20 protein-coding genes are annotated in these 18,116 nt (G+C 50.5%); 6 read left to right on the top strand and 14 right to left on the bottom strand.

Going from position 1 to position 18,116, the window contains the following annotated elements; genetic code table 11:
- The first annotated feature begins 146 nt into the window (after window positions 1-146).
- The 4 genes from L9P87_RS05475 (at window position 147) to L9P87_RS05460 (ending at window position 4,087) form a co-directional block, all read left to right on the top strand.
- The gene (locus L9P87_RS05475; RefSeq protein ID WP_237443665.1) at window positions 147-1,571 is read left to right on the top strand and encodes a DUF1254 domain-containing protein; all 1,425 of its coding nucleotides are present in this window, start codon (window positions 147-149) and stop codon (window positions 1,569-1,571) included.
- A gap of 86 nt (window positions 1,572-1,657) precedes the next feature.
- Window positions 1,658-2,554 (top strand): 3-hydroxyacyl-CoA dehydrogenase, encoded by an 897-nt coding sequence (locus tag L9P87_RS05470; protein ID WP_237443664.1) that lies wholly within the window; start codon window positions 1,658-1,660, stop codon window positions 2,552-2,554.
- Between the two features lie 194 nt (window positions 2,555-2,748).
- Window positions 2,749-3,672, top strand: coding sequence for a LysR family transcriptional regulator (locus L9P87_RS05465; RefSeq protein WP_290368480.1), 924 nt, complete (start codon window positions 2,749-2,751; stop codon window positions 3,670-3,672).
- 208 nt (window positions 3,673-3,880) lie between these two features.
- On the top strand, window positions 3,881-4,087 hold the full coding sequence (locus tag L9P87_RS05460) for a tyrosine-type recombinase/integrase (protein WP_237443662.1): 207 nt from the start codon (window positions 3,881-3,883) through the stop codon (window positions 4,085-4,087).
- Window positions 4,088-4,310: 223 nt separating this feature from the next.
- Here the strand turns inward: L9P87_RS05460 and L9P87_RS05455 are convergent, their stop codons facing one another.
- From L9P87_RS05455 to L9P87_RS05445, 3 genes are all read right to left on the bottom strand, one after another.
- Window positions 4,311-4,772 carry a hypothetical protein gene (locus L9P87_RS05455; RefSeq protein ID WP_237443661.1) on the bottom strand — a complete coding sequence of 154 codons (462 nt, stop codon included), beginning with the start codon at window positions 4,770-4,772 and terminating at the stop codon, window positions 4,311-4,313.
- 80 nt (window positions 4,773-4,852) lie between these two features.
- Window positions 4,853-6,661, bottom strand: a complete 1,809-nt coding sequence (locus L9P87_RS05450) for an alkaline phosphatase family protein (RefSeq protein ID WP_237443660.1) — start codon at window positions 6,659-6,661, stop codon at window positions 4,853-4,855.
- Window positions 6,662-6,851: 190 nt separating this feature from the next.
- The gene (locus tag L9P87_RS05445; RefSeq protein WP_237443659.1) at window positions 6,852-8,129 is read right to left on the bottom strand and encodes an O-acetylhomoserine aminocarboxypropyltransferase/cysteine synthase family protein; all 1,278 of its coding nucleotides are present in this window, start codon (window positions 8,127-8,129) and stop codon (window positions 6,852-6,854) included.
- 183 nt (window positions 8,130-8,312) lie between these two features.
- On the opposite strand from L9P87_RS05445, the gene L9P87_RS05440 reads away from it, so the two are divergent.
- Entirely contained in the window at window positions 8,313-8,978 is a 666-nt protein-coding gene (locus L9P87_RS05440) for a DsbA family oxidoreductase (RefSeq protein WP_237443658.1), read from the top strand.
- On the opposite strand, the gene L9P87_RS05435 is transcribed toward L9P87_RS05440, so the two are convergent.
- The 7 genes from L9P87_RS05435 to L9P87_RS05405 all read right to left on the bottom strand — a co-directional run bounded on the left by L9P87_RS05435 (window position 8,975) and on the right by L9P87_RS05405 (window position 14,191).
- Window positions 8,975-9,667 (bottom strand): glutathione S-transferase family protein, encoded by a 693-nt coding sequence (locus tag L9P87_RS05435; RefSeq protein ID WP_237443657.1) that lies wholly within the window; start codon window positions 9,665-9,667, stop codon window positions 8,975-8,977. The genes L9P87_RS05440 and L9P87_RS05435 overlap by 4 nt on opposite strands.
- A gap of 74 nt (window positions 9,668-9,741) precedes the next feature.
- On the bottom strand, window positions 9,742-10,452 hold the full coding sequence (locus L9P87_RS05430; RefSeq protein ID WP_237443656.1) for an SDR family oxidoreductase: 711 nt from the start codon (window positions 10,450-10,452) through the stop codon (window positions 9,742-9,744).
- Window positions 10,445-10,798, bottom strand: a complete 354-nt coding sequence (locus tag L9P87_RS05425; protein ID WP_237443655.1) for a thiol-disulfide oxidoreductase DCC family protein — start codon at window positions 10,796-10,798, stop codon at window positions 10,445-10,447. The genes L9P87_RS05430 and L9P87_RS05425 overlap by 8 nt, the downstream gene beginning before the upstream one ends.
- Before the next feature lie 93 nt (window positions 10,799-10,891).
- On the bottom strand, window positions 10,892-11,278 hold the full coding sequence (locus L9P87_RS05420) for a YkgJ family cysteine cluster protein (RefSeq protein WP_237443654.1): 387 nt from the start codon (window positions 11,276-11,278) through the stop codon (window positions 10,892-10,894).
- 102 nt (window positions 11,279-11,380) lie between these two features.
- Window positions 11,381-11,605 (bottom strand): amphi-Trp domain-containing protein, encoded by a 225-nt coding sequence (locus L9P87_RS05415; protein WP_237443653.1) that lies wholly within the window; start codon window positions 11,603-11,605, stop codon window positions 11,381-11,383.
- A 213-nt stretch (window positions 11,606-11,818) separates the two neighbouring features.
- Window positions 11,819-13,288, bottom strand: a complete 1,470-nt coding sequence (locus L9P87_RS05410; protein WP_237443652.1) for a cryptochrome/photolyase family protein — start codon at window positions 13,286-13,288, stop codon at window positions 11,819-11,821.
- Window positions 13,289-13,435: 147 nt separating this feature from the next.
- On the bottom strand, window positions 13,436-14,191 hold the full coding sequence (locus L9P87_RS05405; protein WP_237443651.1) for an SGNH/GDSL hydrolase family protein: 756 nt from the start codon (window positions 14,189-14,191) through the stop codon (window positions 13,436-13,438).
- A 77-nt stretch (window positions 14,192-14,268) separates the two neighbouring features.
- Between L9P87_RS05405 and L9P87_RS05400 the strand changes: the two genes are divergently transcribed.
- Window positions 14,269-15,033: a 2OG-Fe(II) oxygenase gene (locus L9P87_RS05400; protein ID WP_237443650.1), complete on the top strand. Its 765-nt coding sequence runs from the start codon at window positions 14,269-14,271 to the stop codon at window positions 15,031-15,033.
- Between the two features lie 175 nt (window positions 15,034-15,208).
- Here the strand turns inward: L9P87_RS05400 and L9P87_RS05395 are convergent, their stop codons facing one another.
- From L9P87_RS05395 to L9P87_RS05380, 4 genes are all read right to left on the bottom strand, one after another.
- Complete coding sequence (locus L9P87_RS05395) at window positions 15,209-15,679, bottom strand: DUF1240 domain-containing protein (RefSeq protein ID WP_237443649.1); 471 nt, start codon at window positions 15,677-15,679, stop codon at window positions 15,209-15,211.
- Window positions 15,680-16,558 (bottom strand): hypothetical protein, encoded by an 879-nt coding sequence (locus tag L9P87_RS05390; protein ID WP_237443648.1) that lies wholly within the window; start codon window positions 16,556-16,558, stop codon window positions 15,680-15,682. It lies immediately after the preceding gene.
- Between the two features lie 265 nt (window positions 16,559-16,823).
- Window positions 16,824-17,006: a hypothetical protein gene (locus L9P87_RS05385; protein ID WP_237443647.1), complete on the bottom strand. Its 183-nt coding sequence runs from the start codon at window positions 17,004-17,006 to the stop codon at window positions 16,824-16,826.
- A 327-nt stretch (window positions 17,007-17,333) separates the two neighbouring features.
- Window positions 17,334-17,873 (bottom strand): DUF2846 domain-containing protein, encoded by a 540-nt coding sequence (locus L9P87_RS05380; protein ID WP_237443646.1) that lies wholly within the window; start codon window positions 17,871-17,873, stop codon window positions 17,334-17,336.
- Window positions 17,874-18,116: the final 243 nt, after the last annotated feature.

The following is an 18,116-nucleotide window of genomic DNA, read 5'->3' as shown; positions in this document are numbered from 1 at the left end:
GGAAATTGACCTATAGAGCGAGCTGTTGTTAGTCGATTTTCGACTAATTAATAATTGAATTTTGTTCTACTAATGCTTACTAAAAATATATAAATTAATCCCATGCCAATTATTAGTCATAAATAATTTATCGGAGATTAACTATTATGTTAAAGAAAAACAAACTCGCTTTAGCCCTAACATTAGGCCTTTCTTTAAGTGCAGCTTCAATAGCGCCCCATGCACTTGCAGTGAGTAACTTTACTGCACCAATTTTTTCCTCAGAATTAGCGCAAGATCAGGTGCAACAGATTGTTTCTGAAACTTACATTTACGCATATCCAATGGTACTTATGGACGTGACTCGTGAGCAACAGGGTAACCGAGGTGTTCCGATAAATGGTGGTATTCAGCATTTTCGTGCTTACCCAGATGCTTCATTCACAGAAGTTGTTCGTCCGAACTTCGACACACTTTACTCAATCGCTTGGTACGATGTTTCTGAAGAACCGATAATTATCACATCTGAAAAGACGAACGGCCATTACTACCTTATGCCAATGTACGATATGTGGACAGACATCTATGCAGCACCTGGCTCACGTACATCAGGTTCTGATGCTGTAGCGTTTGCAGTCGTTTCTGACGATTGGGAAGGGGAATTACCAGAGGGTGTAACACGTATTGTTTCACCAACAGCAATGAACTGGATGATTGCTCGTACTGAAAGTGACGGTCGTGACTACGAACAAGTAAACAAGATTCAAGATGGTTTTAAGATCACACCATTGTCTAAATGGGGTACCGATTACGTAGCGGCTAAATCACCAATTAATCCTGCTATCGATATGATGACGTCACCACTTCAACAAGTGGCAAATATGGATGCTAAAACATTCTTCGAGCGCGCGAGTAAACTTATCACTAAGTATGGCGCACACAAAACAGATATGTCTCAATTAATGCGTATGGAACGAATTGGTTTTTCTGCTGACACTGGTTGGGATCTTGAAAGACTATCAAAAGCTGAGTTAAAAGTACTTGAACAAGGTGCCTTACAAGGGCAGAGAGATATCAAGTCTTATATTCCGAAAATCGAGACGCCAAAAAATGGCTGGATCATTCCAACTGACACCATGGGTGTTTATGGCAACCATTACATCAAACGAGCGGCAATTGCACTGATTGGTCTTGGTGCTAACCATGCTGAAGATGCTATTTACCCGCTAGCTCTTGCCGATGCAGATGGCGATGCATTGAATGCTGAACAAGATTACGAACTGCACTTTTCAGCGGATGAAATCCCACCAGTAGGCGCATTCTGGTCGGTAACAATGTACAACGAGGCTGGTTTCGCTGTAGAAAACGAACTTGACCGATTCGCTATCGGCGACCGTAACGAACTAGATTACAACGATGACGGCTCACTAACACTGTACCTACAACATAGCCGCCCAGCTGACAGTGAGGTTTCTAACTGGTTACCTGCTCCTAAGGATGGGGTTATTGGTGTAACGATGCGCCTTTATGAACCCAAGCAAGCGGCACTTCTCAATGAATGGCTTCCGCCTGCTATTACCAAAGCAAAATAATAACGGGAATACGAACAGTTAACGTCTAAAGCAATTATATTCATCACTATCAAAGCCTTGATATATGAATAATGGGAGAACTTATCTTGAATATTAAAAATGTCACCATTGCAGGCGCTGGACTGCTTGGTTCACAAGTTGCTTGGCAAGTCGCATTTAACGGTTTTAACGTTACCGTATACGACTACTTTGATAAAGGACTTGCGACAAGTAAAGCGTTTCATAAAGAATACGCTGCCCTATTTATGTCAACACGCGGTGCGACACAAGCTCAAGTAGATAAAGCGCTGGCAGGCCTAAACTATACGTCTGATTTAGCTGAAGCTGTAAAAGATGCGGATCTAATTAGCGAATCGATTCCGGAGTCCATTGATATCAAAAAGTCTTTCTATAGCGAGCTATCAAAGGTCGATCCTCAGAAAACTATTTTTACAACCAACTCCTCAACTTTAGTTCCAAGTCAGATTGTCGACAGCACGGATCGTCCGGACAAATTTCTTGCTTTACACTTTGGTAATACTGTTTGGGACAGCCGTATCGGTGAAGTGATGGGCCATCCAGAGACATGCCCAGAGATTTACAAGGTAGTATGTCAATTTAGCAAAGCGATGGGCATGGTTACTATTCCTCTTCACAAAGAACAAAGTGGTTATGTCATCAACGCCATCATGATTCCATGGCTCAATGCTTCACTTGATTTAGTAGTAAATCAAGTCGCAGGCTTTGAAAGTGTCGACAAAACATGGATGTTGGCTCATGGCGTTAAGCATGGCCCCTTTGCAGTGATGGATATCGTCGGTATCTCCCTCTTTGCTGACATCAACAAATTGTGGGGTGAACAACTCGAAGACGATGCAGCGCTCGCTCGCGTTAACTTCCTAGAAGAAAACTATGTAAGTCAGAACAAATTCGGTGCTAAAGCTAACGAAGGGTTTTACTCCTACCCTAACCCTGCTTACAAAGATGCGAGCTTTATTAAATAGTCACGATGAATGCGCGTTAAGTCCGGTGGATGGCCGCATTGTAATATTAGCAACCTAGCCAAAAATAAAAATACAAAGGTTGTGCTATTGCACTCGTTAAAGGCTAAACTCTAAAGTACATTAAGGTCAGAGGAGGTTTGCTCGACCCCCTAGGCCTTTATACTAACCTTTAAATTCATTACCCATATATCTTTATGAATTCAAATAGATTAGAGAAACTAGAAATACACCACCTTAAAGTTTTCATTTCGTTGTATCAGGTGCAAAATACAAGTAAAACAGCGGAGAGTTTAGGCCTTACTCAATCTGCCATTAGCCGCACATTGAAAAAACTGCGGGACACCTTTGATGATCCTTTATTCATCAGAAATAAAGCAGGGTTGGTCCCAACCGAATATGCAGACAATCTCTATTCTCGACTGCCAGATGCACTTGATTCTTTATTGTTAACGTTCCAGCCACAAGGTTTTTTCAGTCCTCGTGATCTCAGTGAAGAGTTGCGCATTGCACTTCACCCTTCCGCACTCAAGTTAATTGGCCCTGAACTCTATATGAGAATTAAATCAGAAGCGCCAAAAGTAAAAGTACGTTTAGATAACTGTGATTCTGGAACATCAGTCAGTCTATTGAATGGCAACATTCATATGGCGTTAAATCACGAAATTTTAGGCCAACCAAAAGAGATTTATAGAGAAAATTTGTTCACCGACGAGCTCTGTATCTATGCACGTAAGCAACATCCTTTAGCCACTGATGCTCATCCTCCAAAGGCTTTAAAACGATTTGATCTGGCGGTATGTATAGGGACGGAGGTTGAGGATGGAATGAAAGTGAAAGCACAAGCTGAAATGATGAGCGATATTGAATATAGTATCGACTTGCGCTGTGGTGATTTACAAACAGCGGTAGACGTTATATCGGCATCAGATACTATCTTAATAGGCTCCAAAATGTATCTTGCCTGCTACCCAAATTCCCTCCAGAAAATAGACATTTCTTTTTCAAAATCGATTGAGGTTCCTTTTTCCATTTCTATATTACAAAAAAATCGTAATAATAGTTTGAATATGTGGCTAAGAAAAATTATCACAGAAATTATGGCTGAAAAAGTAAAATAGATCTGGAGGGTAATGCAGGGATATCCATACTTTTTTTGCACAAAACCAGGCTTTTAGCGCTTTTATTTTCCTTTTCCGTAATGTCTTATCAATTCCGCTAGAGAGTATTGATGCGCAGCGCGCCAAAGAGCAACGCCGCCTACCAGTCGTGTTAGCGCAAGGTGAGGTCAATACTATTCTGCTGTTGATGGCATAGACCTACCGTACAATGATTGAATTAGCCTGGGGGTCGGGGCTGCGAACAATGGAAATAATGCGGTTGCGTGTCAAGGATGTTGCGTTGGAAAAGCGTTCATTAATGGTGCGGCAGGGTAAGGGTGGCAAGGATCGTATGACGGTATTGCCAGAGGTTTCTGTTCGTGCTGTTCAGGCCTGTATTCGACAGTGCTTAGCCTATCATCAGCCCCGCGGATAGAGCCAGTCTCTAAGCCACGCAGTCAGTCATTCCCCGCGACTTCAAAAAGCGCAGCGACAGGAGCGGGGTGTGATTGACGGAGTGGCGTGCGGAGTGATACCCATGCCGCCCGCCGATATCGGCACAGAGGCATCGTCAGCAGGGATGCTGACGCTGAGCCTACAGGGAGGTACTGGCGGCGACCTCAGTGCCGGTGTCGGTGGACGGTTTTAATGTGCCGAGGTTACTGGCACTCACACACCGCCGACTGCTGGCAGGGCGAGGCGACGGCGGCCTGGCAGCTACCGCCACTCATGCCCTCACCGACACACCAGGCGTTGCAATCGAAGGTATCGGGGTGGCCGACATCATTTGTGTGGCTGTGTAACACCCCCTTGCCGGGGTTGGATTCGACCAATAAGCCGTTGGGTAAGCAGGCCTCGCCGAAGCTGCGGCCGTTTTCGCGGCCCAGCTCGTCGGTGCCGATATGGCAGCCGGCGATACCGGGGGCGACACCGTCGGAATCGATCCACCAGCTGGTTTCATCGGGCATCACATCGGTTGGGGTAAAGGCAAACACCCCCTCGGCCCCGGCCATGTCTTTTGCGCCGCTGGAGGGTTGGCCGTCGTGGTAGCTCGGTTGCGAGGTGCACGACAGTATGAGGGCGGTGACGCCGACGAATAAGCAACGGGGGATGAGGTTCATGGCATGACTCCTACTAACGGTGGTCGTGCCAGTAATCATAGATGAAAAAACGCCACCGGCGGTGCCCAGTGGCGGAGCTGCTATTGCGCCAGCACCTCTTTTAATACCCTGCCGCTGGCGCCGGAGGGTTGGTTAATATCCATTAGCGCCGACAGGGTCAAGGCTAAATCGACGGTGGCGACCTCACGATAAACGGTTTGTGCCGGGACGCCGGGCACCACAAAAATCATCGGCACAAAGGTGTCGTAGCGCCAGGGTGAACCGTGGGTTGAGGTGACGGTAAGGCCATCGAAATCGTTGATAAACCAATGCGGTTCAAACACCACCACCACATCGCCGGAGCGGCTGGGTTGATAGTTGTTAAGCAGTTGTTGGCTTAAACGGTTGTCGGCGCTGCGGCCCTCGATTAAATCGCTGGTCGAGATCGCCAGGTGGACACCCTTAACCTGTTTCATCTGCTCGGCGAAGGCTTGCTCTACCGCGGCTTGGTTAAGCCCCTTGCGGCGAATCAGCTCGCGGTTGAGGTAGAGATAGGGGTAGCGAAACTGCAGAATGAGTTCCTTGCCGACGCCAAACCGTTGCTCGATGGCGGCAAAGCTCGATTGCTGCAGCCATTGGTCGGGGTGAAAATACTGCGCCTCGATACCGTACTCGTTTTGCTGGGGCGGCGCATCGGGGCCACCGTGGTCAGCGGATAATACAATAACGGTATTGTCGAGTCCGACGGTGTTATCCACATGGCTTAATAGCTCGGTGATCGTGCGGTCGAGGCGCAGTAAGTTGTCCTCGGATTCCAGGCTGGAGATACCAAAAATATGGCCGACATAATCGGTTGAGGAAAAACTCACCGACAGGTAGTCGGTGCCGTCGCCCTGGCCGAGTTGCTCGTGGCTGATCAGCTGCTTGGCAAAGTCCAGGGTCAGTTCATCGCCGGCCGGGCTGAGGGTTAACAGCGTGGTGTAGTAGGGGCCATCGCCGGCGCCATAGGGGTGGGGAAAGGTTTTGCCGAAGCCGGCGATGTCGGTTTCCCAGGCCTGATCGTCGCGGTCGGCGAATAAATAGGCCGAGGGCTCCAGCAGCAATTGCCAATCGGTGTCGGCATAGCGCTGGGCAGGTTGGCCGCTGTTAAAGACGGTGACCCACTCGGGATATTGATCGTAGTAATAGTTGCTGGTGACAAACTCGCCGCTGGCCTTGGAAAACCAAAATGCCTTGCCGGCGTGACCGGCCATCGAAACGGCACCGCGGTCTTTTACCGACACACCAAACACCTTGGCCTTGCCGGCGGTATTGAGCGCCAGCTCGTCGCCAAAGGTGGTGACTAAGATGGCCGCCGGTGAGCGGCCATCGGTGCTGGCGGCGCGTTGATCGGGGTCGATCTCAGTGTCGTCGTTAACATCGCCATCATCGCTTAGCAGGGCGTAGCGGTTGTCTTCGATATTGTAATTGAGTTTGCCAGTGCTGCGGTCGAACCAGCCGTTACCGACCATGCCATGCACGGCGGGCTGAGCGCCGGTGGCGAGGGTGGTATGGCCGACGATGGTTTCGGTGGAGGCGTGGCCGTGTTGGGCGTTTTTATACACCACGCCGCGGTCGAGTAAATAGCGAAAGCCACCGTCGCCCATATTATCCAAATAGCGGCTGGCGAGGTCGCCACGCAACTGGTCGACGGTGATTTGTAAAATCAGTTTCGGTTTTTTTGTGGGTGTCGAATTCGACGCTGAGTGCTGGGCTTCGGCACTGGCTATAGCTGGGCGTTGTTGCTCGACGTTAACGGCTTTTTTGTCGTCAGCGTTATTGGGCGGCGCGCAGGCAGTGATCAGCAGGGGCAGGAAAACGGCGACGAGTAGACGCGGTTGAATAACAGTGGCAGCAGCAAATACATTCATAGTCGGGGTTCCCTGTGACAGTGGCGGTAAAATCCTTAACACGCGATAAGCTTACGTTAATTAGCTGAAAATGTAAGTAATTCGCTGGTTATTACGGTGATAACCCGCACGGTAAATGCACACAAAAAAGCCGCGGCTGCGGCTGTTTATTGGCTGCTGGTTGAGCTGCTATTTAAACCTGCATAACAGCTTAGACCTGGCTGGCTGCCAAGGCCTGTTCGATATCGGCGATGATGTCATCGATATGCTCGATGCCGACCGAGATTCTTACCATCTCCTCCGATACTCCGGCCGAGGCTAATTCCTCGGGGTTCAACTGGCGGTGGGTGGTGCTGGCCGGGTGGCAGGCCAGCGACTTGGCATCGCCGATATTGACGAGGCGTAGGATCAACTGCAGGGCATCGATAAAGCGGCCACCGGCGTCGGTGCCACCCTTGATACCAAAGCTGACAATGCCCGCCGCCTTGCCGCCGCAGATTTTTTGGCAATTATCATAGTGGGGGCTGTTCTCCAGCGCCGCGTAGTTGACCCATTCCACCAGCGGGTGTTGATCGAGATGCTGCGCCACGGCGACGGCGTTTTCACAGTGACGCTCCATCCGCAGTGCCAGTGTTTCCAAGCCCTGCATAATCTGGAAGGCCGAGTTAGGGGATAGCGCGGCGCCGGTATTGCGCAGTGGTACCACACGGCAGCGGCCGATATAGGCGGCGGCGCCAAGAGCCTCGGTATAGACCACACCGTGGTAGGAGGGGTCGGGGGTATTCATCACGGCAAAGCGCTCAGGTTGTGCCGCCCAGTCGAATTTTCCGGAATCGACAATAATGCCGCCGATGGTAGTGCCGTGGCCGCCGATGTACTTGGTCAGTGAGTGAACGACGATATCGGCGCCAAAATCGAAGGCGCGGCACAGCAGCGGTGTCGCCACGGTATTATCGACGATTAACGGCACACCGGCGGCGTGGGCGACATTGGCCCAGCGCTGAATATCGACGATATTGCCCGCCGGATTGCCGATCGATTCGCAGAATAATGCCTTGGTATTGTCATCGATTAACGAGGCCACTAAGTCGAAGTCGTCGCCCTTGGCAAAGCGAGTCTCGATGCCCTGGCGGGGAAAGGTGTGAGCAAATAAATTGTAGGTGCCGCCATACAGCTGCGAGGTGCTGACGATATTGTCGCCGACCTCGGCAATCGCTTCGATGGCATAGCGGATGGCCGCCATACCCGAGGCCACGGCCAGGGCGCCGATGCCGCCTTCGAGCTCGGCCACACGTTGCTCTAATACCGCATTGGTGGGGTTCATAATGCGGCTGTAGATATTACCCGGTACGGCGAGGTTGAATAAGTCGGCGCCGTGCTGGGTGTTATCGAAGGTGAACGAGGTGGTTTGATAGATCGGCGTGGTGGCGGCCTTGGTGGTTGGCTCGCTGTTGTAACCGGCGTGTAGGGCAATCGTTTCAGGTTTCATGCTATCTCCGTATAGATTGGTGCAGAAAAATAGAACTGGCGTCTTACTTTAGCTCACTACAGCGATATCGAACAAGCATCGGGCGCCGGTGAAGCCACTCACTTGAAAAGCGTGGCCAGCCCCCCCATTAAGAGGCTATCCGCCCAGTCACGTTTGGGCACCGTATTCTTTGAGAGGTCAACCATGTCTGCGACAAAACCCGTTATGCGAATCGATATTGTGTCCGATGTGATGTGCCCCTGGTGCATTATTGGTTACAAGCGTTTGGAACTGGCGATGGCAAGATTTACCGACAGCGTCGATTTCGATCTGCACTGGCAGCCGTTCGAACTCAACCCCGATATGCCAGCCGAAGGCCAGCACCTGGGCGAGCATATCGCGGAGAAATACGGCTCGACGCCAGAGCAGAGCGAGGCCAACCGTCAACAAATAACTGACCTCGGTCAGTCGCTGGGTTTCGCCTTTAATTTTGATGACCAGTCGCGCATTTATAACACTGCACAGGCACATCAGCTATTGCATTGGGCCGGTGAAACCGGTGCCAAGGGGCAGCAGCATGCGTTAAAAATGGCGTTGTTTGACGGATACTTTACCGAGCAGAACAACCCCAGCGATATCGAGGTGTTGATTGCCACCGCCGCCAAGGTCGGCCTCGATGCCGACGAAGCCCGTGCAGTATTAGCCGACAAACGCTATGAGCAGACGGTCAAAGCCAATCAGAATGGTTGGATGGTCAATAACATCACCGCCGTGCCAGCCATCATTCTCGCCGAGCAGTATTTAATCAGCGGCGCCCAGGAAGCAGACACCCTGGCCGAGGCGATCGAGCAGGTGTTGTCGCTGAGTTAATCCTTGGCTGGTAGCCGACGATCTTCGATAACCGTACCGGCCTCGGCAGCTTCTTGCTCGTGGGCCTCCTCGCGCCAGGTCTCGGTCAACGCCTGCTGATACCACTGTTGCATTGGTGCGTGGGCCAGCAGGCGGGCGACATAATCTTGGCAGGGTTGGCTCAGCGGCAAGCTGTAGCTGTTTAGGCGAAACACCACCGGCGCATAAAAGGCATCGACGGCAGTGAATTGTTGGCCGGCTAAGTAGGGACCGTTAAAGCGTTTTAGACCCTCGGTCCACAGCTCGTCGAGGCGGTCGATATCTTTTTGTAGTGCTGCCGATACCGAGTGCATCTCAACCGTAATGGCGCAGTTCATCGGGCAGATATTACGCAGCGCGGTAAAGCCTGCATGCATCTCGGCACTGGCACAACGGGCCCAGGCGCGGGCATCGCGGTCGGCGGGCCATACCGCATCGTGTTGTTCGGCGAGGTATTCGATAATCGCCAGCGAATCCCATATGGCGTTACCATTATCGACTAAACAGGGCACCTGGCCGGTGGGACTGAAGGCGCGAAATGCCTGCCAATTAACCGCCTGCTCAAAGGGCGATACAACCTCTTCAAAGGGGATGGCCAACGCCTTCATCAGCAGCCAGGGCCGCAGCGACCAGGAGGAATAATTTCTATTGGCGATATGGAGTGTGTACATGGGCAACCCTTAAAAGCTGATGGCATTGCCTCTAGCTTAAAAGACTTCGGCGATGGCGGCTAGGGCATGCGGCGCTACCAGGGAATCGTTCTGCCGTCCCAGGCGAGGAATTGACCACTGCTGGTCGGTGTTGCCGCCGCTAACTGAGCCAACAAATAATCGGCGGATTGTTCGGTACTGAACAGTTGTTCCGCTGGAATGGAATGGCTGAACGGTGCCGACAGCGAGGTTTTTACCGTGCCGGGGTGTAGTAATAAGACACAGTGCTGTGGCCGAGTGCGACGCCATTCGATGGCAACGGTTTTGATCGCCATATTGAGCGATGCCTTTGAACTGCGGTAGCTGAACCAGCCGCCAGAGCGATTATCGCTGATAGAGCCGACACGCGCAGAGAGGGCTGCAAAGGTTATGCGATCGCTTCGTCGAGTGTGGGCATCGATAGCCTTGGCTATGGTAACGGCAGCCGCTGCGTTGACCACATGTGAATCAATAAACCAATCGGCATCAAAATCAGCCAGACGTTTTTCAGGCTGCTGTTCCTCGGTATGCAGAGTGCCCAGTGTGCTGATCACCACATCGGGATGGTGTAACGACAACAGTTCGCCCAACTGCTGCTCGTTAAAGACGTCAGCCTGTACCGCGGTGAGCTTTGGCTCGTCGACGACAGGGGGAGTATGCTGCCATACCAGGGTCACGGCCTCGACAGATGGCTGCTGGCAGCAGCGTTTTGCCAACGCTGAGCCAATGCCGCCACTGCCAAAAATTAACACGTTGCCGTTAATCATGGGCTTTACCATAGAGTCTGGCGTAACGTTTGCGGGCCCACAAATTGTAGGCGCTATCGGCGACAGGCTTGATCACCGGCCAGCGTAATACGGTTAAGGCTTTACCGAGCAGGGTGTTCGACCATACCGCCAGCGTGGCATCGAGGCCGGTAAGCCAGCGGCCATCGGGGGCCTTGTAGTGCAGCACGGTGAGTAAGTCTTCGGTGGTTTTGCCGGGGGGTAATTCGGCTTGATGAATATCCAGCAGACACAGTTGATCAGTTTTATGCTTGGCTAAATGCTTCATTTCGGCGCTGCACATGGGGCAGGAGCCGTCGTAGTATAAGTTGGCAGTAGGTTCTGACATGGTGACCTCCGTTAGACACTAGTAATTACGCAGTGCCATCGGTTTTGGACCAGTCGAATGTAGGGTTAAACGGCGTTAGTACGCTCGATGAGGCTAAAAATCGGTCGCCGGCCGGCTATCGGCCATGAGTTTATCGAGTGTCACCTGTGCCTGCTTTGGGTTTTGTAAATCCTGTACCTCGATCATCTCGCAGTCGTCGGTCACCATTTGCTCGATGGTGACCGGGTAGTGGCGACAATCATCGGGGCGGTCGAAATAGATATCGCAGGTGTAGATGGGCTGATTGGGCGCCTTGCGCAGCCACGGGCAGATCGTCAGTTGTTCGCCGCTCTTGGGGTCCATCCAGATTAGGCCATCGCGGACATAGCGATGGATGTCGGGGTTGAAGGCCTCCCACAGGTCGATCTCGTCGCCGCTGGCAGAGAGGCCACCATCGCTGTACTTGGTACAGCATTTGCCACATTGGTTACATTCTTTCACGCGTTTGCTCTCTATCGGCTCAGGCTGCCGGGCTCATTAAAGGGCGAGCATTACACGGTTGGGTGGTGATTGCCAGCCTCCATTAACGGCGGGCGGCAGCGGCTATTCATTACGCCATTTGAGTTGAAACTCGATCTCTTCTTCATCACCTTCGCGCTCATGCTCGATGTTGTACACCGCCCGCACCGGCACATAGATTCTCTCACCGGCGATTTGAATTTCAAACTTATCGCCGCTCTCTAAGGCATCGGCCAGGCGTCGCAACTTGGCGACAAACTCACTGGTAGAGTATTGCTTCTCGATATCGCGTTCTTTTTTCGTGCTCATGGGGGTGGACCTTTCATTGTTATTTGATCTGTAAAGTGTAGCTACTGGACCGACGATATAAAACGGTCGGCGGCATGGGTAATAGTGGCAGCTATTTTCGCTTTGTTCATGTCGACTCGACGAATGATGACTTGTAACGACAATACCCCGCGTATTCATCGCAGTCGACTGTTCAAACATGAGAGCCTCTCGGTTTCAGGCCGCAGGGTATATTTAGCCCTGCTGCTGCAGTTGATCAGGGCTGAGATTTGTTGTGCTTTTTACCTGCGCAAAGGCCTCGAGCGCACGTTGGCGAGTGACCTTAAGATCAACCATCGGCTGCGGGTAATTCCTGCCTAGTTCAATACCGCATGCCGCTAACACTTCAGCTGGCGCCTGCCAGGGTTTGTGAATATATTTTTTGGGCAGCTGCTGTAGCTCAGGGCAGTATTGTTTTACATAGTCGCCGTCGGTGTCGAATCGTTCCCCCTGTAAAACAGGGTTGAAAATCCTAAAATAGGGAGAGGCGTCGGCGCCAGAACCGGCCACCCATTGCCAGCTTGCCGCATTGCTGGCCATGTCTGCATCGACCAAGGTGTCCCAAAACCAGCGTTCACCGTGGCGCCAGTCTATCAACAGATTTTTGACCAGAAAGGAGCCGACCACCATACGAACACGGTTGTGCATATAACCGGTTTGATACAGCTCTCGCATGCCGGCATCGACGATAGGAATGCCGGTACGCCCCTGCTGCCAAGCCTCAAGATCGGCTTGATCGGTACGCCAGGGAAAACGATCAAATTTCGCATTGAAGTTTTTGTGCTGCAGGTCGGGCCAATGAAACAGCAGGTAATAACTGAACTCTCGCCATCCCAGCTCGCTTAAATAGACGTCGGTATGGGGGTGGTCAAAGGCGTTGCCAAAGGTGCCGTGGATGGCGTACCACACCTGATTAGGCGACATCTCGCCAAAGTGTAGATGCGGTGATAGCAGCGATGTGCCCTTTACCGCGGGTATATTTCGGTCATCTTTATAGCGCTCGGCCGCAGTGCGAACAAACCGTTGCAGCCTTTGTGAGGCCCCATCTTCGCCGGGCTGCCACTGTGCTTCGATGTCTCGATACCAGGGGATACTGGGCAGTAAATTTAAGGCGTTGAGTGCTGTTTCATCCTCGTTTATTGCCTCGGCGAAGGTGATGGTTTCTGGTTTTGCGACGGGGAAACGAGGCGGCATTCGGGACAGGCAACCTCGGCGATAATAGGGGGTGAAGACCTTGTAGGGTGTGTCATCTTTTTTCAGCACCGTCATCGGCTCCCACAGCAGCGAACCATTAAAACTCTTCGCCTCGACGCCACGACTTTTGAGTGTCGTCTTAATGTTCTCATCACGCTGGCGCTGCCAGGGCTCATACAGACGGTTCCAGCAAACGGCGTCGGCGGAAAACTGGTCGATTAGCTCAGTCAAGATAACAAGGGGGCTGCCTCGGCGAATAATTAGTTGGTTGTTCAGTGAGGTGCGGAGTGATTGCAACGAATGATGCAGCCACCACTGACTGGCGCCACCTAATTGCGCCGCCTCGGGGGCATCCTCGTCGAGAATGAAGACAGGAATAATCTGCCCTTGTGTCACGGCATGGGTTAAGGCGGGGTTATCCCTGAGGCGCAGATCTTGTCTGAACCAGACAATGGTTTTTTGGTCGGTCATCGTATGCAGTGCTCTGTTTTATCGCTGGTAATGGCAAACCAGCATTGCTGAATGCGGCTTTCAGAACTATACGTGACGGCCGGCAAAACAGATTGAAACAACGCTGGTTGAGGCTGCCCGGGTGGTGGTCGATGGCATCCTGCTCGATTAAGTATCGCCGTTTATTGTTGTGTCAGCTGTTGCTGGCTGCCGCCGTGAGTCTGTTGCTGCTGCGCTAATCAGTTCTGCCATATGACGACCCCACAGCGCATAGGCTGGCGCGCCCGGGTGAAACCCATCGTCAGCAATATAGTGTTTTTCGATCGGGAAGGGGGCGTTTACCATGGTGCATTGGTTATTGCTATCGGCCACGTCGGCCATGATGGCGTTGAGTTGATGGGCTCGTTGACCCAGCCACCAGCGCAGTGGTTGCGGCAGAGCGGGGAAAACATGCATCGGTGGCAGACAAGATAAATAGATTTGCTGGGCATTAAAGTCATTGCTTAGGGTATCAATCAGCTTTTGTAAATTACAGGCCCATGCAATATTGCGCGTTCTGCCAGTCACATCATTGACCCCGACAGAGACGACGACAACGTCAAAAGTCTCTCTGCCCTCAGCCTCAAGGCGAGCCAACACTTCGGTGGAAGCATCGCCGGTAAATGCCTGCAGCTTCCATGTCACCCGGTGACTGGCGCTCAGAGACGCCACTAATTGCCCCAGTAGTGCCTGATCCTGACTATCGACACCGACGCCAGCGGCGGCGGAATCACCAATAATTAGCAGACGGATGCTTGGGCCTGTGCCGGTCACTCCGGCGCGAGTACCGATGGGTTCGGGCAATTGGGGGGTAACCCGCCGCACATAAAGTCCCTGCACCAAAAAAAACGGTAACAACAATAGGGTTAAAAAATGATACGTCACGTTTTGCGCTCCATCAGCGACAGCGGCCAGAACAGCTGTAAAATTTAGCAGCAAGTTGACCTGAGTACCACAGTTGAGTGGCTATTAACGCCGGTGCTATTCCCCTGTATTATTCACTGTTTAGTCATTGCAGCGATGAGCAGCGGGTAGTTTTAATGTGGTTGAATAATGAACGAGTTACCAGTGAGGTCGTTAGTGCTTGGCAGACGTCTCTACTGGCTGGCTGCCCTCATCGCGTGGTTATTGACGGCTTATTCGAGCCAGCCATGCTCGATAAGGTGGTCAAGGTTTTACAGCAGCCCGATGGCTGGCAAACACAGCAACACACCTATGATGCCCTGTATGTGGATAGCGCCGAGTGGCAGCGGGCCACTACCGAGCAACGCTTTGTCCAGCGAGACAGTTGGCGGCCATCACCCGACGACACCGGCAATAATGTGGCGCAGCAGTTTTTAAGTTTTCTGCGTGGTGAGGAATTTATGGCGCTGCTATCACGTATTTTTAAGGTGGTGATAACGGATATCAACGTTGCTGATCCAAACATCAATACTAATTTTTTCCGCCTTGGTGCCGCCGATTTTGTCGGCCAACACGCCGACGACTCCCCGGGTAGAGAAGTCTGTATGCTGCTTTATCTTAACAAGGCATGGCAGGGCGATAGCGGCGGCGAGTTGGTGTTTATCGGCCAAGATGATCAGCCTGTCAGCATCGAACCGCACTATAACCGCTGTGTACTGTTTGATCCCTCATCGGCAGGTTCGGAACACTGGGTAGAAAGGCTGAATGCCGAATACGCTGATCAATATCGTTATAACGTGACCAGCTGGTATTGGTCTGAGTAGGTTTTTCAACAAGGGTAAACAAAGGGAAGGGGAAGGTTTGGCGGCTGCCAGTACTGACAAAGATCACCGCTGAGGACGCCGCAAGTGCTTCCTTGTAGGCTCAGCGCCAGCATCCCTGCTGGCGATGCCTCTGTGGCGACATCAGCAGTCGCTGGTAAGCTAGGTAGGTTGTCCGTTAGTGTTTATTGATACGACTTTTGGCTAGGTTTGCGCAGGCAGCTTGGCTATTTACGTAAACTATTTTTTCATATAGTAGCCATTGGTAGCTCATTTCTTTGCATTCAAAGTAGCCATTTTTAGCGGTGATTTTATCTACTGAGATGTGTGCGGCAATAGGAAAGGTAAACATTGCAACGGTTGCCAGAATAAAAACTCTTGTTGCCCATGTTGTTTGATGCTTTGAAAGCTCGATTTTTTTAATATTTTGATAGGCGCCCAATAGGGTTAATAGAAGAAGCACAACGGCAGCACCCAATGAATACATGGCCCCTTTGCTAAAATACACGACGTCATCGCCGTAAAATAACGAGTTAAACGTCCCATAAGAGCTGGCGATAAACCACCATAATGATGCGCTGGTAATAAAAATAAAAAATAAAAAACTAGTAAATTTGGTCATTGTTGAAGCGTTATGTGTATTTTCCATTTAAAGTGCTCTAGGCTTCAGTGATAAAAATTTATATAACTGATGTTTGGCGGCACTGATAAGAATAACTTTTGCCGAGTCGGCGGCATAGTCAATGACCAGGGCGATAGTATCACCTGCCTTATCAAGTATGTGCTTCTTAGTTTTTTGTACTTGGGATAGGGCATCCTTATTTAATTCATCCAACCCCAATATTATCCTGTCAGTTATACCGTAATGATTGTCTATTTCACCCAGCGCCATAGAGGCTAACACGCCTACGGCAACCACGGCTATCATGGGGCCAATAGCCAAAGTTAGACCAAGTCCAACCAGCGCGGACGCTGCAACGATAGAGGCTCCAGTGGCAAAACCAACTTTAACAACATCAGTAGCCAAAGAACCTACAAGCTGGCTTAAGGTAGCCTGATCGGTTAAGAAATAATCGGCCACTCTATAAATTGATAGTAAAACAACGGAAATAATTCCCCCTTGCTTTGCTGCGTGTATAGCACCAGCTTTCCCTAGCCCCATAGTGATGACCTTGGGGTTCTTTATACCGTACTTAGTGCCGGTCAGGATATGTCGTAACCCGGGATGCCCCTTTAAAACGATGTGTGGTTTCCCGCCATAGGTTTTAACATAGGCCTTAGTAGTAAACCCGCCAAGGTCACCAACAAGCTTGCTTAGCGTTCTCAAATCATCCGCCGAGGCGTAATAACCTGCTCCCGCTTCTGCTTTGCCCTTTAAACTTTGCCATGCACTTTTAATATGCGGTGAATTCCCTTTTGGCGAGGCACGTACAATTGCGTCCATTTCCTCGATTGAAACAACAAAAACCTCATGTTGATTTGACTTTATTTTTTGTTTCAACTCATTCTTTCCCTGATCTGATAGCATTTCAACTCATTCCTTTGGTTGAGGTTATTAACTGAGGTGGTTGTTCCGTTATTGTCTCTCTAAAAGGGAAAAACGGGAAACCACAAGCTAAGTGTTTGAGTATAGAGGCTTGCGCATGTAGATGCCACCACAGAGGTCGCCCCTGTAGGCTCGGCGCCTGCATCTCTGCTGGCGATGCCTCTGTGGCGACATCAGCAGTCGCTGGTAAGCTAGGTGCCGATTGCTAGCTAAGGGGTGGGGGGTGGTTACCCCAAAAGTACTATCGTTAGCACAGCCCCTTCTTGGCCTGACCTGGCGGGCAGAACTTACCGCTGTGTTTGCCGCTGGCTTTATTGTTGTCACTGACTTGCACATCAACACCGCCGACGTCACCCTTGATAGAATGTAGGTTGCAGCCACTTAAAAGTAGCAGGCTTAAAGCCATTGCCGCGATTTTTATTGAACGCATATCGATACTCTTTCATATTAATTGGCTGATTATAAATCGATATGAAAAACAAAAATCTGCACTGGCTCTAGAAATGAAATATTAGCGGAAGTACTGATCGTTTGGCTAAGGGGCGCAGCTGCCGATACCACCACCGAGGACGCCGCAAGTACTTCCCTGTAGGCTCAGCGCCAGCATCCCTGCTGGCGATGCCTCTGTAGAGGCATCAGCAGTCGCCGGTTTGGTGGGTACCGGTGGCTAGCTCTATAGTTTTTACTCTGACCCTAAACTTACCGGTTTGGTGTGTGCCGGTGGCTAGCTCTATAGTTTTTACTCTGCCCCTAAACTTTATTTTGGGTTGAGGTATTTATTCGTATATGCAGGGCTGCAATAGTCCCGTTCGGAATGTAAGTTCGTCTTTTGGAGCTCATTTAGTGCAAATGAGGGCTCTATTACAGCAAGACCAATGGTGCCAGAGGCCATGATAATAGCATTGGTTACAACCAAGTCATCCATGTTTAATGTATGCTTAACGAAGACAACTTCACCCTCTGCCACAGGAAATGTTATTTCTGGTTTCTTAAATTTGTCAAAAGAGGCTGTGGGTAATAGCGCTACTGTATGTTGCCCTGATTCGACCTCAAAACTCCAGTAACCGCCATTTTTTAATTTCACGCATATATTATTGTCTATCGATGCCGGCTGCACCCCTGCAGAGCCTACAAACTGATTGTCTCTATACAAATAGATGTAACTCTTTTTTGAATCAGGGGTGAGTTCCGATTCACTTAGCCCTGAGAATTTTGGCCCGCTTGCTGTGCAGCCAGAAAGCGCACTAAAGGCTGCTAGAGCGAGCACTATACCTTTACAGGTTTTAACTATATTCACTGTATCTCCTAGATTGGTAGGGGCCGGTGTTACTCTTGATATTTTTCTACGAAAATAGGCTTTCAAAAAATTGTGGAAAACCTTTTATTATAGTCGTTTTTTATTATTGTCATTTTATCCTGTAAGTAATTGACTCTATTATAAAACTATTGTTTTTTCAATTGTTTCAAAAAAAGATAAGGAAAGTGGGGATATACAGGCAAGTGATGGTAGTAGTCGTTCTTTTGGTGGTTATTTGTGTCT

The sequence above is a fragment of the Sinobacterium norvegicum genome (assembly GCF_923077115.1).
GTDB classification, from domain to species: Bacteria; Pseudomonadota; Gammaproteobacteria; order Pseudomonadales; family Sinobacteriaceae; genus Sinobacterium; species Sinobacterium norvegicum.
Note: the sequence above shows the minus strand (reverse complement) of the source record. Positions and strands in the feature narration are given on the sequence as shown.

Bases quoted from the DNA above. Each gene is read 5' to 3' on its own strand.
- L9P87_RS05455 (WP_237443661.1), bottom strand. From the start codon at position 4,772: ATGAACCTCATCCCCCGTTGCTTATTCGTCGGCGTCACCGCCCTCATA.
- L9P87_RS05395 (WP_237443649.1), bottom strand. From the start codon at position 15,679: ATGGAAAATACACATAACGCTTCAACAATGACCAAATTTACTAGTTTT.
- L9P87_RS05430 (WP_237443656.1), bottom strand. From the start codon at position 10,452: ATGATTAACGGCAACGTGTTAATTTTTGGCAGTGGCGGCATTGGCTCA.
- L9P87_RS05445 (WP_237443659.1), bottom strand. From the start codon at position 8,129: ATGAAACCTGAAACGATTGCCCTACACGCCGGTTACAACAGCGAGCCA.
- L9P87_RS05465 (WP_290368480.1), top strand. From the start codon at position 2,749: ATGAATTCAAATAGATTAGAGAAACTAGAAATACACCACCTTAAAGTT.
- L9P87_RS05415 (WP_237443653.1), bottom strand. From the start codon at position 11,605: ATGAGCACGAAAAAAGAACGCGATATCGAGAAGCAATACTCTACCAGT.
- L9P87_RS05475 (WP_237443665.1), top strand. From the start codon at position 147: ATGTTAAAGAAAAACAAACTCGCTTTAGCCCTAACATTAGGCCTTTCT.
- L9P87_RS05390 (WP_237443648.1), bottom strand. From the start codon at position 16,558: ATGCTATCAGATCAGGGAAAGAATGAGTTGAAACAAAAAATAAAGTCA.
- L9P87_RS05460 (WP_237443662.1), top strand. From the start codon at position 3,881: ATGATTGAATTAGCCTGGGGGTCGGGGCTGCGAACAATGGAAATAATG.
- L9P87_RS05450 (WP_237443660.1), bottom strand. From the start codon at position 6,661: ATGAATGTATTTGCTGCTGCCACTGTTATTCAACCGCGTCTACTCGTC.
- L9P87_RS05410 (WP_237443652.1), bottom strand. From the start codon at position 13,288: ATGACCGACCAAAAAACCATTGTCTGGTTCAGACAAGATCTGCGCCTC.
- L9P87_RS05435 (WP_237443657.1), bottom strand. From the start codon at position 9,667: ATGTACACACTCCATATCGCCAATAGAAATTATTCCTCCTGGTCGCTG.
- L9P87_RS05425 (WP_237443655.1), bottom strand. From the start codon at position 10,798: ATGTCAGAACCTACTGCCAACTTATACTACGACGGCTCCTGCCCCATG.
- L9P87_RS05440 (WP_237443658.1), top strand. From the start codon at position 8,313: ATGTCTGCGACAAAACCCGTTATGCGAATCGATATTGTGTCCGATGTG.
- L9P87_RS05385 (WP_237443647.1), bottom strand. From the start codon at position 17,006: ATGCGTTCAATAAAAATCGCGGCAATGGCTTTAAGCCTGCTACTTTTA.